Genomic DNA, 13,352 nt, shown 5'->3' with positions numbered 1-13,352 from the left:
CAGCGCGCCTCTCTCGAACGCACGCACGCGCACGTCAACAAGGCCGTTCGTTCGCTGTGTACTGTGAACACCCCGGCGAGCACCCCGTTGCATCGCGAATCGTGGCCATCAGGTCATCGGGGTGCACCATCAATTCGCGCACGAGACGCAGCATCGAATACTGGTCGAGCACGGCATGCCAGCGCGACGATTGCGTGAGGTGCTGCCAGACAGCAGCCAGTATTTCCGGATCCGCATGGCGCCCGTCCCACTGGGTGCTGGCGTATTCGAGGCTCGCCGGTGCGGACAAAAGCTGCATACGGCTCGCGGCGTTGAGCATTCGCGAAACGCCGTTGGCGGGCGCGTCGCAGCAATAGAGCACGGCGTTCAGCAAGCCGCACTCGTCGAAGCCTTGCGCGCGTAGCGAGGCGCCGTGCAGTCGCACGGGCCCCTGCTGGGTCTCGAACGTATACACGACGTTTTCTTCAGCGTGCGTGAGCAGGCGCAAACCGCGCATGAGCCGCGGCAGGTCGGTCGTTGCGGATTCGACGGATGCCTTCGCTTCGACGAGCAGGCGCACGTTCCAGACGGGCACGATATCGAAGGTCTTCGCATGCAGCCGCTCGAGCAGGACCACGTCCCATTCCGTTTTGGCGCGCTCGTGCGAACCCGGTATCGAGGCCGGAACGCGCATCGAACTCACGACACGGTACGCGTGCGGGTTCTCCTGCGCCGCGTTGAGCCTTTGAGCCAGAGATTCGAGGGCTTGGATGGCCAGCGCTTCGACAGCCGCGCCGCGTCGCTGCGATGCCCGGCCTTGCGCCACGGCCGCCGGCGTACCCGGCCGCGGACCATACGCATCCAGCAATGATACGTATTGCTGCACGAGTGGGTCGGGCGCCAGGGCTTCGAGCCGGCACAAGCGCGCCAGTGCCGGACTGTTCTGCAGATCGGCCAGCGCGGGTTCGAAAGCCGAGCCCTTCGCAAGCTCCGGCGAAGCGAGAAGGTCTCGCGCGGTTTCATGGAGTCCCGCGTAATGGGCCTCGTGGTGCGCCAATGCCGCGGACGCATGCAGCCGCGCAAGCGCTTCGCGCTGCCAGGCCTCGAGGGCGCGCTGCTGTTTGGCTGGATGCGCGATCGCGTTGACCGCAGCATGGATCTGCCGGCGGTCCTGATCGGCCTGGGCCGAAAGCGAGGCAAATTCGCGTACGTGGGGCGCGCGGTGCCGCAGCACCATCGCCTGAAATGCCCGGTCTCCGGAATCGGCGTGCATCGCCTCCGTGATCATGGCCGCGAGCGCGTCGATGAAACGCGGCTTCAGCGTCGCGTCGGGTGCTCCGCCATGTGCGATGGCTTCACGCGCCTGTTCGATGACGCGTGCGAGAGCCGTCGCCGGATTGGCGTGACGAAGCGGCAGCGCCGAAGCCGCGGGCTCTTGCGGCAAGCGATAGCGGCGTGGGACGTCGCGAAGGATCTGTTCGAGCAGCAGAGCGGGTGAGGACATCGGCGATTGTGCAGCACGCGCGTGCGGGGCGATGAGGAAGATAGTCTCATAACCCCGCGCTACCGCTAGTGGCGGGTGTGCTGCGCCCGCGCGGCGCGTGTCTTCGCCGCCTTTTTTGCCGCGGCGGAACGGCCCGCTGCGCCCTTCGTCTGCGCAGCCTTTTTCGCGGCCGCCGACCGGCTGGCCGCGGGGCGGCGCGCCGCCGCGGTCTTCGCCTGTTTCGACGCGGCTTGTGGCGATGCGCCCTCCCGGCTCTCGCCCTTGAGCACTTGCGTCGTCGTACGCGAGCGTTTGGCCTTCGATTCCGAACTCGCGCGGCCCGTTTTCTCGCCGCGGCCCGCCGCGCTATCCTTGGCGGCCTTCTTGCGCGTCGCTTCGCTGGTTTTGCCTGGCGCCGGCGGTTTCAGTTCCACACCGGCGCGCCGCGCCTTCGAGAGGCCGATCGCGACAGCCTGCTTCGCGGAACGCACGCCATGCTTGCCTTCGCGCACGCGATCGAATTCCTCCTTCACGAACTCGCCGGCCTGGGTACTGGCAGATTTGCCTGCGCGCTTGTCCGCGCGCGCACGCTCGATCGTTTTCTTCTCGGGCATTTTGGCTCTCCTGGATGAGTGACCCACTTATCCCAGCAAGCACCGTTCCGCACAGGCGCAAAGCCATCAGACCGCAACGAAAGCCGGCCGCGGAGCAGTCGCGAGGATTTCGGCAACGAAGTCGAGAAACACGCGAGTCTTGTTCGGCAGCCGTCTGCCCGATGGATGCACGCCGTGGATGGGCAACGGCGGCGGCGCGAAATCTTCCAGCACGCTGACGACCTCGCCGCTCGCGATCTCCGCTGCGAAGAGCCAGGCCGGCGCCTGAACCAGGCCCAAATGGGCCAGAACGGCAGCGCGAATCTGCTCCGCGTCGCCGGTGCGGAAATTGCCGGACGGAACCTGCAGGCCCGGCCCTTCGACGTTGCCGAAACGCCATGCCCGCGGCTCGTGCAGGGGCGCGAAAACCACACAGGCATGCCGTTCGATCTCTTGTGGCCGTTCCGGGCGCCCATGCTTTTCGAGGTATTGCGGTGTCGCGACGACAACGACCGGACTCGAGGCCAGATGCCTCGAAATCATTGAGGAATCGGCAAGCGGTCCGCTTTTGACCGAAAGATCGAAACCTTCCTCGACGAGATTGACGACTCGCTCCGTTGCGGAAAGGTCCACGTACACCTGCGGATAGCGGGAGAAAAACACCGGCAGGTGCGGCACGACATACAGCCGGCCAAAGACCGGTGGCACGGTGACGCGGATCAGCCCGCTCGGAGACAGCTGGCCGTGCCCGACGGAGGACTCGAGATCGGCGAAGTCGCCAATGATGCGCAAGCCCGCTTCATAGACCGTTTGACCGGTCTCGGTGAGCGTCATGCTGCGCGACGTGCGCCGCACCAGTTGAGCGCCGAGATGACGCTCGAGCGACGCGATCTGCTTGCTGACCGCAGGTTGACCCACGCCGATGTCGCGGGCCGCCGCGGCGAAACTCCCGCTTTCGACGATGCGAATGAAAAGTTTGAGCGCGTCGAGCCGGTCCATTTTCCCTTCCCCAAAACTTCCTGACTGGAATGGATTCTATTCCATCTGACCGTCTTCCATGCCCTGAGTGGAATCGATATCGTCATGCCCATCGACAACGCATTCACGCGACGAAGGAGCCATGATGAGCATCGGACAACGCACAAACCTGACCGAAGTGCGGCACAGCCTGAGCGAAGACGACCGTGAGGCGGCGAGGGCCTCGATCGAGCGCACGCAGCGGCTTTTCGACGAATTCGACGGAACGATGCGCGAGGCGTACGACGCCATGACCGCGCAGACGCCGGTCGCGGACGGCGTCGGCATGGAGAGCATCGCGAACGCGGACGCAACAGGGTGGTGGATTCGGCCGCGCGCCGCGCCTGCCCATCGCGCGATCCTGTTCCTGCACGGCGGGGCCTTTGTGCTCGGCTCTGCATCGGGCTATCGCGGTTTCGCAAGCCAGATCGCGGTGCGCGCCGGTGTCGATACCTTCGTGCTCGACTATCCGCTTGCGCCCGAGCATCCGTTTCCCGCGGCGCACGATGCCGTGCTCGCCGCGCTGCGATGGCTGGCGAACGGCGGCATACGCGAAGTCTCGCTGGTCGGCGACTCCGCGGGCGGCGCCCTTGCACTGGCGGCTCTGGGTGTGGAGGAACCGCGCACGTTGAACATTGCGAGCGTGGCCGCTTTCTCGCCGTGGGTCGATCTGGCGTTGACAGGGCCGTCGTTCAAGAGCGATGCGACCCGGGATGCCGTTCTGACGCGGCCGGTGCTCGCCAATGCCGCCGCAGCGTATCTTGGGGCTGGCGATCCCACGGATGGACGCGCGTCGCCGCTGCATGCCATTCCCGGGCGCCTGCCGCCCATCGCGCTCCAGGTGGGCACGGACGAGTTGCTATTCGACGACGCGCGACGTTACGCGGCGGCTGCAGCGGAGCAGGGCGCAACGGTGCAACTGGAAATCTACGAAGGACTGCACCACGTGTTCCAGCGATCCACGCACGAGCTGTCGAGTGCGCGGTATGCGCTGGATGAAGTCGCGAGATTCATCTCGCGGTGCTGGACGCCTGACGCGTAAGTCTGCCTCAGCCCTGCTTGCGCGCCTGCCCGATGGCGCGTTCGCGTGCCGCCTGCGCTTGTTGTACGAGCCGGTAGGCGGCGTAGTACTTGTAGATATTGCGCACGTAAGTGGTCGTCTCGATCCCGATCTTCTCGCCGACCACGATCTCGACGTTGTTGAACCACTTGTCGGGCGAGAGCCCTCGGGCGGCCGCCTCCTTGCGCATCTTCGCGATCCTGGCCGGACCCGCGTTGTAGCTCGCAAACGCGAACAGGGCGCGGTCCGAGTCGGAAAAGTGCGCATCCGGGAAGTAGCGGGACATCAGGAGGTCCAGGTATTTCGCGCCGGCGTGGATGTTCGATTCTGTCACGCGGATGTCACCGACGGCCAGCTCCTTGCCGGTCGCCGGCATGAGCTGCATGATGCCGATCGCGCCAACGTGGCTGCGGGCGCTCTGGTCGAGCTGCGATTCCTGGAACCCTTGCGCGGCAAGCATCAATGGATCGAAGCGATATTGCGCGCCGTACTTCTCGAAGAGACCGACCGTTTGCGTGAAGCGCTTCAGTTCGGCGTCCTCCGTATTGCTGGTGATCTGCTTGACGCGCTGCAGTTCCTGCTGCAGACGCACTTCCGCCACGCTCTGCTTTTTCACGTAGCCAACGTAGAAGTCGGTGATGGCCTGCTGGAGTTTCGGACTCTGCTTGCGAATCGCCCAGCCGATATAGCCGGCGTCACGCACGGCCATGTCGTCATGCACCACGATGCCCGGCAGCACCTGCGCCCAGAATTTCGCCTTCCAGTCGTCGACGACGAGAATCTGGACCAGCCCGACATTGAGCATCTCCATGGCGTCCTCGTCCTCGAGCGCATCGGGCAGCAATACCAGCTTTATCGGCGGTTTGCCTTCTTTTTTGAAGCGCGCGTTCAGGGCGGTCAGACTCTCGAAATAGCTGCTGCTCGCACGCACGTGCACGGTCTTGCCGCTCAGGTCGTCGAGTTTGGTGAGCGCGGGCGACTTCGGACCGGTGACGACCAGCTCGCGAACCGGCTTGCGGTCGCGCGGCGCGACGAAGTCGACCTGCTTGAGCCGCGTTTCGGTGACGGTCAGATTGCCGGCGGCAATGTCTCCTTTCCCGGCCAGCAGAGCGGGAAGGAGCTGGTCGCGCGTCGTCGGGATGATCACGAGCGTCAAGGGACGCTTGCCGAGGCTGCTCTGGTACGTCTTGTTCAGGTAGCGCTCGAAGTCGCGCATGAGCCCGGCGGTCAGCCCTCGCTCATGACCGAGCTCGTTGAAATAGAGGGTCCTGCTGTATGGCACCAGCACGCGGATCAGCCTGCGGTCGAGCATGGCATCGAAATCGCCGAACTTCGGCTGGATGGCGAGGTTGAGCCGGCGCGTGGCGGTGGGGGTGGGGGCCGCAGGGGGCGATGGCGCACTGGCTGGTGCAGCCGTCGCGGCCTGTGACGCCGCGGCTTGCGCAGGCGTTCCCTGGGCAGCGAGGCAGCCTGTCGGCCGGCTGGCAACACTCGTCCCGAAAGCCAGGATGATCAGCAACGTATGAACAATGCGCATGGTGCCAGGGCCGAGTGTGACGCGCCCTCCCATCATGTCACAACCGCACGATCTGGCTATGGGCCCATGGTCCTATAGCGAAAACGAACAGCCGCTACTTTGGCGATGTCATGACGTCACAGCCGCCGTGCGTGCCAGCGCCTTTCAGGGTGAGCGTAAGCCGGCTGCCCCGGTTCGCCGTGATGATCTGCCCATAGCTCACCGTGGGAATGAACTGGATATCCGGCGCGACCGCTACAGGGGGATTCCTTGCGCCGTCGACGGTCAAGTCGAGTTCCACGGTGACCGTGTCGATTGCGACGCCCATATCCTGCTTGCGCTCGGCCTGTTCCTTCCTGAAATTGCACAGGCCCGTGAGGACCTGCTCGAGGGCGGTCGGAATATCGACCGGCTTGCCCGGTGGGATGGGCGGCGTGTTGCAGCCGACGATCGTGAATGGCAAAGCGCAAAGGACCACGTATCGGCAGGCGCGCATTGGGTTCCCCTTCGATGAGCCAAAGGACGGCTTTGTCGAAGGGTGCCATGCGTGGATGCGCAGTCAATCGGACCTATGGCCTATGCGGAAGCCCGCTTCGCCTCGTGAATCACCCGGTCAGGCGCGTCCATAGCGTTCGTATGCGGCGCGCTCGCTCGTCAAACAGATACGACGCTGCGAGCGCGATCAGGCCAGCGACGACCCCCGTCGCAATGTGTTCGAGAACATGAATGCGATAGTGACTCGTGTGTGCGTAGGCATCGCCGATGATGGTCAGGCAGCCCACCAGCAGCGCGTTGCCATAGCGATTCGCGTACCACTTCGTTGCTGGCGTGAAGGTGAGAAGCACCGCCAGCGCGCCGGTGAACAGTCCTGTCTTGAATGCAATGGTCCAATGGGGCAGGCTCATGATGTTGCCCCAGCTCCCCGGCATGCAGGTCATGCATGCGCTGGTTGGCTGCCAGAAGCGCTGAATGAACAATTTCAGGCGGCGTTGCCATTCGCTTCCCATCACGTACTCCCAGTGCAGGGTGTGCGGCCCCGCGGAAATCGTGCATCGCTTGCGCATTGTGCTGGGGCGCACGCGATGCGCTCCTGGCAAGCGACGCCGGGAGCGCGTTACGACGGTTCAGTGCGCCATGGCGCCCGACGCCGGATGATCCATGCCCATGGCGTCGGGCTTCATCGGCTTTTTCATCTGATCATGGCTCATCGCGCCGCCTTTGCTCATTGTATCGTGCGACATGGCGCCTTTGCCCATGGCGTCCTTCTGCATCGAGTCCTTCGACATGGCGTCGTTCGACATCGCGCCGCTTGCCTGCGCGAATGCTCCCGCGCTCATGCTCAACAGGGCGGCCGAGATGGCGATGGCTGCGAATCGGATCGTGTTCATTTGCATTGCTCCTTGCTGGGTGGAAAAAAACGTTGCCCCTTTTGCGGGCGGAAGTGAAACAGAACCGTCGCATGAAGTGGCGTATCAGGCGGCGGCCGGAAGACGTCACGAACCGCCGAACCAGTTGTAGCCCTGGTCGACCCAGTAGCCGCCTGGATACGTATTCGTGACGAAAATCTCGACGATGTGCTTGGGGTTCTTGTAGCCGAGCTTCGTCGGCATGCGCAGCTTCATCGGATAGCCATATTTCGCCGGCAGGCGCTCGCCGTCGTAGTCGAAAGCGAGCAAGGTTTGCGGATGCAGCGCCGTGGCCATGTCGATGCTTTCGTAGTAGTTGTCGGCGCAGCGAAAGCCCACGTATTGCGCGGTGAGATCCGCATCGACCCGGCGCAGGAAATGCGCGAATGGCGTGCCGCCCCAGCGGCCTATCGCGCTCCAGCCTTCGACACAGATGTGCCGTGTGATCTGCTCGGCGTGCGGCAGCGCGTACAACTCGGGCAGCGTCCAGACGCGCTGGCCCTTGACGAGCCCGCTGAGCCTGAGCCGATAGTCGTCGCCATCGACCACGGGCGCTTCGCTTTCGCTATAGAACGCGTTGAAGGGGAAGGGGCGCGTGATCTGGGCTTCGCTGTACGTGGGTGCGAGCCCGGTCGGGTCGAACAGCCATGCCTGCACGCGATCGTTGAGCCGGGAAACGGCGGTGAGGAACGTGTTGACCGAGGCGTCGTCGGTAATCGTGCAGCCTGTCAGCAGCGAGAGGCCGCCGAGCGTGAGCATGCGCTTGCCGAACAGGCGCCGTGACGGCATGTCGAGTTCGCGCCGTGCATCGGCAAGGATCGCTGCGCGGTCGATTGCGATGATCTTGCGGTCGATCGTGTTCATCTGGAATCCTTATCGATATCGAAGGACGGTGATTCAAACAGGATTGGGCGGCGCGTTCAGCGTCCGCGCAGCATGGTGAGCAGCGAGCGCGGCACGAGCGCGACCATCGTCACGTGAACGAGCGCGAACGCCGCAAGCACGGACATCGCGCAAAAGTGCACGACGCGCGCGCGGTCGTATCCGCCCATCGACTCGCGCAGCAGCGGAAACTGCACCGACTTCCAGATCGCAAGGCCCGACAGCACGAGGACGACGAGATCGGCAATCGCAACCAGGTAGGCGAGCTTCTGCACGGCGTTGTACTGGCTTAAGTCAGCGTGAGAAAGCCGGCCCATGAGCGCGGCGCGCAGATCGTGCAGCACGGCGCGCAGGCTCAGCGGGAAGAACTTCGTGCGCCAGCGGCCGGTGGCGAGATTCATGGCGAGATAGACGAGGCCGTTGAAAAACAGCAGCCACATTGCCGCGAAATGCCATTGCAGTGCGCCGCCGAGCCAGCCGCCGAGCGTGATCGAGGTGGGAATGACGAAGCCCGCGCGAAGCGTTCGGCTACGCTCACGCGAACGGGCGCGAATATGGCGGTGCTCGTAATAATTTTGAAAGCTCGCCTTCGCAAGACCAGGCGAGCGCCATGCCCGCAAGCCCGCTAACCTACCGTCGCGATCATTCAGGACGACCTTTGCACACCGCGGAAACCCGTCTCAAAGCGCTTTTCGTCAGCGGCCTCGAAGGCGACGCGCAAGCGTATCGCGACTTCCTCGAGGAACTCACGCGCCATTTGCGCGGCTACCTGCGCCGGCGCATCCCGCAGTTGCGCGACGACGTCGAGGACCTCGTACAGGAGATCCTGCTGGCGGTCCACAACGCGCGTCACACATGGCGCCCCGACGAACCGCTCACGGCCTGGGTGCACGCGATCGCCCGCTACAAGCTGATGGACTTTTTCCGCTCGCGCGCACGCCGCGACGTGCTCAACGATCCGCTCGAAGATCACACCGATCTCTTCGCCGCGCCCGACGACGAACCCGCGCAGGCGCGCCGAGATATCGGCAAGCTGCTCGAGCAATTGCCCGACAAGCAGCGCCTGCCTATCGTCCACGTGAAGCTCGAAGGGCTTTCGGTCGTGGAGACGGCGAAGCTCACGGGGCTCTCCGAATCGGCGGTCAAGGTGGGCATTCATCGCGGTTTGAAGGCGCTTGCCACGCGCATCAGGGGAGCGCGATGAAAACCGACGATCTGATCAACCTGCTCGCCGCCGGCGATGCGCGCGTGGACCGCAAAGCTGTGCTGCGCCGCTTCGCGCGGGCGCTGGCGCTCGGTTTTGCGGGCTCGGTCGTGCTGATGAGCGTGGTGTTCGGCGTGCGGCACGATCTCATGAGTGTCATGCACACGCCGATCTTCTGGGCGAAGCTCGCGTTCCCGTTGTGTGTCGCGGCCGCCGCCGCGCTCGCGGTCAGCCGCCTCGGGCGGCCGGGCCGGCGCGGCGGCTACGCGTGGGCGCTGGTCGCGCTGCCGTTCGTCGCCGTGCTGGCGGGCGCGTGGCTCGCACTGGGCGACGCGGCGCCCGCGCAACGCATACCGCTCGTGATGGGCCTCACATGGCGCACGTGCCCGTTCAATATCGTGCTGCTTTCGGTGCCGACGTTTGTGGCCGTCTTCTGGGCCGTGCGCGGTCTCGCGCCCACCCGCCTGCGCGCAGCGGGCGCGGCAGCCGGGCTTTTTGCGAGCGCGCTCGCGACCATTGCGTATTGCCTCCATTGCCCGGAGATGAGCCCGGCGTTCTGGAGCGTCTGGTACGTGATCGGCATGTTGCTGCCCGCCGGCATTGGCGCGTGGCTGGGGCCGCGGTTGCTGCGCTGGTAACGGCGCGTGAGGATCGACGCGCGTGAGCGCGCGTCACTGCTTCAGGAAGCGTTGCGCCAGGGCTTCGTACAGCGGCGGCGCGAACAGCTTCGAGACCTGGCTCGACACGAGCGCCGTTGCCATCAACGAGATCACGAGCGCGTGCCCGTCGATCATTTCGATGACGATGACGAACGCCGTGATCGGGCTCTGCGTGACGGCGGCCAGATAGCCGACCATGCCGAGCGCGATCAGCATCGGCAACTGCATCTGCCCGAACACCATGTGCAGCACGTTGCCGATGCCTGCGCCGATCGCCAGCGACGGCGCAAAGAGGCCGCCCGGCGTGCCCGGCAGGTACGAGCCCACCATCGAGGCCATTTTCAGCACGGGATAGGCGACGCCGAGCTGTGAATGACCCTCGAGCATGCCGCGCGCTTGCGCATAGCCGCTGCCGAACAGATTGCCGCCGCTCGCCACGCCAATCACGGCGATGAATAAACCGCACACGGCGCCGAACGTCACGGGCCGTTCCTTTCGGAGAGCGAACAAACGGGCCGGCATCCATCGCTCGGTGTTGAGCAGCAGCCAGCAGAACACGCCGCCTGCGAGGCCGGTGATCACGCCGACGAGGATGACGGCGACCGCGAGCAGATCGGGCATATGACTGCCGATGGCGATCGTGCCGAAATAGACATAGTTGCCTTGCAGCGCGAGTGAGACGACGCCCGCAAAGATGATGGCCGTGATGATCACGCCGCTCGTTCGTGCTTCGAAGCTGCGCGTGAGTTCCTCGATGGCGAAGACCACGCCCGCGAGCGGTGCATTAAATGCGGCAGAAAGGCCCGCGGCGGACCCAGCGAGCGCGAGCTTGTATTCGAGGCCGACGCCGTACATGCTGCGCAGGCGCGCCGGGTAGAAGCGCCGGAGGCTGTACATGAGCGCCGCGCCCACGTGGATGGTCGGCCCTTCGCGGCCAATCGTGAATCCGCCGACAATGGCGAGAAACGACAGGGCGATCTTGCCGATCAGGATGCGCAGCGTGAGCAGGCGCGGGCCGAATTTGCGCACGTCGTGCAGCGTTGCGATGACTTGCGGGATGCCGCTGCCCTCCGAACCCGGAAACCAGCGGCGCGTGGCCCATACGCAGAACGCACCGATGGCCGGCGTGATGACGAGTGGCAGCCACCGGTTGTGGCCTGTCATCTGCACAAAGAGCGAGTAACCGAAGTCGACGAGCCGCGCGTACATGACCGCGACCAGTCCCGTCGCGATGGCGCCGAGCCAGAACACGCCGAAATACAGCCAACGCCGCCGGCTGCGCAGAATCGTGCGGCTGTCTACAAGGTCGGAAACTCGCATGAGGCGGCTTGGCCAAACTCCTCTTTCCGAAGCGTTGCCGGTCGTGCCGCCACCCAGGCGGCACGACCGATCTTCAGGAGATTAGCACGCACGCGTTTTTTCGCGCCAGCCAGTTTCACCCACCTGCCTTAGCGCAGGCCCCCGCTGGCGACGATATGCTCGCCGGTCAACCATTTGGCGTCGTCCGATGCGAGGAACACGACGGCCGAGGCGATATCGTCCGGCTGACCGATGCGTCCGAGCGGCGTCTGGCTGACCGTCTGGCTTTCGAAATCCGATCCGATGACGCCGATCGCGTGTGCGCCTTCTGTCTCGATGATGCCGGGATTGATCGCATTCACGCGGATCTTGCGCGGTCCCAGTTCGCGTGCCAGCACGCCCGTGATCGCATCCACCGCGCCCTTCGTGCCGCTATAGACAGCCGTTCCCGGTGGCGTGACCGTCGTCACGACCGAACTCACGTTGACGATGCTCGCACCCTCGCCAAGATGCTTTACGGCCGCCTGCGTGGTGAGCAGCACGCCGAGCACGTTGATGTCGAACTGCTTGCGGTATTGCGCCTCCGTGAACTCTTCGATTGGCGCGAACTCGTAGACGCCCGAGTTGTTGACAAGGATGTCGAGGCGACCGTAAGTTTCGACGGCCGTGCTGATGATGCCTTGTGCGTCGGACGCCTTCGACACGTCGCCGCCGACGGAAACCGCCTTGCCGCCCGCGGCCGTAATCGCGCTCACGACCGCATCGGCGCCCGCCTTGCTGCTCGCGTAGTTCACGACCACCGAAGCGCCTTCGGCCGCGAGGGCCTTGGCGATCGCAGCGCCAATGCCTTTCGACGCGCCCGTGACGACTGCCACCTTGCCTGCAAGTTTGCCCATCATGTTCTCCTTACCGTATGTCGCAGCATCGAATGGAACCGGCGTCCTGGCTTGTATGAAGCCATCGGCCGGCGACTATTGCGAATCTAAAGGTCCACGCCGCCGCGATAAAGCGGCCTGGCGCGAATTGACTGGCAGGATCAGCCGAACAATCGGGGCGGAGCAAAATCGGGTAAGCGGGCGCAGAAATTCCTGCGGCCTCGACCGCAAGGGCTTTTACCAGCGCTGGTGGACGTGCGGCGCTATATAGTGTTCGTAAACGTCCCGCACGCGTTGCATCGCCGCGTCGGAGAGCGGCGCGAGGTTTGCCGCCGAGACGTTCGACGCCGCCTGGGCCGCGTTCTTGCTGCCCGGAATGATGACGGAGACAGCGTCTTCCATGAGTATCCAGCGCAGGGCGAGCTGTGCCATCGAGGCGTCCACGGGTACCAGGCCGCGCAGTTCATCGACCGCCTTCAAGGCGACGTCGTAAGGCACGCCCGAGAACGTTTCGCCTACGTCGAATGCCTCGCCATGACGATTGAACGCACGGTGGTCGTCCGCCGCAAAAACGGAATCCGCGGACAATTTGCCGGTGAGCATGCCGCTCGCGAGCGGCACTCGCGCGATGACCGCAACATTCTTCTTTAGCGCCTCGCGGAAAAACAGGTCGGCAGGCCGTTGGCGGAACATGTTGTAGATGATCTGCACCGAGACCACATTGGGATATTCGATCGCCTTCAGCGCTTCCTCCACCTTTTCGACCGAAACGCCGTAAAAGCGGATTTTGCCGGCGGCGACGAAGCTGTCCATCGCGTCGAATACCTCGGGGCGGTAGTAGACCTCCGTCGGCGGGCAGTGCAATTGCACGAGGTCGAGCGTGTCGACACCCAGGTTCGAAAGACTCCGGTCGATGAAGCCTTCGAGTTCGCGCTTGTTCAGATAGCCGCTGGTCACATGCGGATCGAGCCGGCGTCCGAGTTTCGTCGCCACGATCGGGCGCTCGCCGCCGCGTTCGCGCAGCACGTCCCGGATAATGCGCTCCGAGCGGCCGTCGCCGTAGACGTCGGCGGTGTCGATGAACGTGACGCCGTTATCGAGCGCGGCGTTCAGCGCGGCTCTGGCGTCGTCTTCGCCGACGCTTCCCCACGAGCCGCCGATTGCCCATGCACCAAAGCCGATCTCGGACACGTTCCAGCCGGTCCGCCCAAATTTTCTCTTCGAAAGCGTCATTTGCGTGCTCCTCCTGTGGTTTGCGCAGTTGTCTGGCAGGCCTTTCAACGGCCTCTGCGCCCGTAGTGTAGCTGGCTGTCAGGAGCAGGTATCCAAGGCGCTGGAACTCAGGGCCACAATCGTGGGAAACCGCGTGTTCACCGCAT

15 protein-coding genes are annotated in these 13,352 nt (G+C 64.4%); 3 read left to right on the top strand and 12 right to left on the bottom strand.

Annotated elements, in window-relative coordinates; all coding sequences use genetic code 11:
• Positions 1-34 precede the first annotated feature (34 nt).
• The 3 genes from ACOJB8_RS25330 to ACOJB8_RS25320 all read right to left on the bottom strand — a co-directional run bounded on the left by ACOJB8_RS25330 (position 35) and on the right by ACOJB8_RS25320 (position 3,054).
• On the bottom strand, positions 35-1,483 hold the full coding sequence (locus ACOJB8_RS25330; RefSeq protein ID WP_475014909.1) for a 3-deoxy-D-arabino-heptulosonate 7-phosphate synthase: 1,449 nt from the start codon (positions 1,481-1,483) through the stop codon (positions 35-37).
• Between the two features lie 65 nt (positions 1,484-1,548).
• The gene (locus ACOJB8_RS25325) at positions 1,549-2,076 is read right to left on the bottom strand and encodes a DUF6496 domain-containing protein (RefSeq protein ID WP_475014907.1); all 528 of its coding nucleotides are present in this window, start codon (positions 2,074-2,076) and stop codon (positions 1,549-1,551) included.
• 66 nt (positions 2,077-2,142) lie between these two features.
• Positions 2,143-3,054: a LysR family transcriptional regulator gene (locus tag ACOJB8_RS25320; protein ID WP_475014905.1), complete on the bottom strand. Its 912-nt coding sequence runs from the start codon at positions 3,052-3,054 to the stop codon at positions 2,143-2,145.
• 124 nt (positions 3,055-3,178) lie between these two features.
• Here ACOJB8_RS25320 and ACOJB8_RS25315 point away from each other — a divergent pair, with 124 nt between their 5' ends.
• Entirely contained in the window at positions 3,179-4,114 is a 936-nt protein-coding gene (locus ACOJB8_RS25315; protein ID WP_475014903.1) for an alpha/beta hydrolase, read from the top strand.
• A 7-nt stretch (positions 4,115-4,121) separates the two neighbouring features.
• Here ACOJB8_RS25315 and ACOJB8_RS25310 read toward each other — a convergent pair whose 3' ends face one another.
• The 6 genes from ACOJB8_RS25310 to ACOJB8_RS25285 all read right to left on the bottom strand — a co-directional run bounded on the left by ACOJB8_RS25310 (position 4,122) and on the right by ACOJB8_RS25285 (position 8,556).
• A complete protein-coding gene (locus tag ACOJB8_RS25310) occupies positions 4,122-5,669 on the bottom strand; it encodes an MltF family protein (RefSeq protein ID WP_475014901.1) in 1,548 nt (515 codons plus the stop codon).
• A 94-nt stretch (positions 5,670-5,763) separates the two neighbouring features.
• A complete protein-coding gene (locus ACOJB8_RS25305; protein WP_069266608.1) occupies positions 5,764-6,144 on the bottom strand; it encodes a hypothetical protein in 381 nt (126 codons plus the stop codon).
• A 109-nt stretch (positions 6,145-6,253) separates the two neighbouring features.
• Positions 6,254-6,655: a hypothetical protein gene (locus tag ACOJB8_RS25300; RefSeq protein ID WP_069266716.1), complete on the bottom strand. Its 402-nt coding sequence runs from the start codon at positions 6,653-6,655 to the stop codon at positions 6,254-6,256.
• 117 nt (positions 6,656-6,772) lie between these two features.
• Positions 6,773-7,036, bottom strand: a complete 264-nt coding sequence (locus ACOJB8_RS25295) for a pentapeptide MXKDX repeat protein (protein ID WP_475014899.1) — start codon at positions 7,034-7,036, stop codon at positions 6,773-6,775.
• 105 nt (positions 7,037-7,141) lie between these two features.
• Entirely contained in the window at positions 7,142-7,918 is a 777-nt protein-coding gene (locus tag ACOJB8_RS25290; protein WP_475014897.1) for a molybdopterin-dependent oxidoreductase, read from the bottom strand.
• 56 nt (positions 7,919-7,974) lie between these two features.
• Complete coding sequence (locus tag ACOJB8_RS25285; RefSeq protein ID WP_475014895.1) at positions 7,975-8,556, bottom strand: cytochrome b/b6 domain-containing protein; 582 nt, start codon at positions 8,554-8,556, stop codon at positions 7,975-7,977.
• Between the two features lie 38 nt (positions 8,557-8,594).
• Here ACOJB8_RS25285 and ACOJB8_RS25280 point away from each other — a divergent pair, with 38 nt between their 5' ends.
• Positions 8,595-9,140 carry a sigma-70 family RNA polymerase sigma factor gene (locus ACOJB8_RS25280; RefSeq protein WP_069266604.1) on the top strand — a complete coding sequence of 182 codons (546 nt, stop codon included), beginning with the start codon at positions 8,595-8,597 and terminating at the stop codon, positions 9,138-9,140.
• Positions 9,137-9,778 (top strand): DUF1109 domain-containing protein, encoded by a 642-nt coding sequence (locus ACOJB8_RS25275; protein WP_069266603.1) that lies wholly within the window; start codon positions 9,137-9,139, stop codon positions 9,776-9,778. Before ACOJB8_RS25280 ends, ACOJB8_RS25275 begins: the two co-directional genes overlap by 4 nt.
• Positions 9,779-9,811: 33 nt before the next feature.
• Here the strand turns inward: ACOJB8_RS25275 and ACOJB8_RS25270 are convergent, their stop codons facing one another.
• The 3 genes from ACOJB8_RS25270 to ACOJB8_RS25260 form a co-directional block, all read right to left on the bottom strand.
• On the bottom strand, positions 9,812-11,119 hold the full coding sequence (locus ACOJB8_RS25270) for a chloride channel protein (RefSeq protein WP_342948822.1): 1,308 nt from the start codon (positions 11,117-11,119) through the stop codon (positions 9,812-9,814).
• 128 nt (positions 11,120-11,247) lie between these two features.
• On the bottom strand, positions 11,248-11,994 hold the full coding sequence (locus ACOJB8_RS25265) for a glucose 1-dehydrogenase (RefSeq protein ID WP_069266601.1): 747 nt from the start codon (positions 11,992-11,994) through the stop codon (positions 11,248-11,250).
• A 216-nt stretch (positions 11,995-12,210) separates the two neighbouring features.
• Positions 12,211-13,206: an aldo/keto reductase gene (locus tag ACOJB8_RS25260; protein ID WP_475014891.1), complete on the bottom strand. Its 996-nt coding sequence runs from the start codon at positions 13,204-13,206 to the stop codon at positions 12,211-12,213.
• Positions 13,207-13,352: the final 146 nt, after the last annotated feature.

The organism is Paraburkholderia sp. BR10141 (genome assembly GCF_056155635.1).
This window is presented reverse-complemented; position numbering and strand designations above follow the sequence as displayed.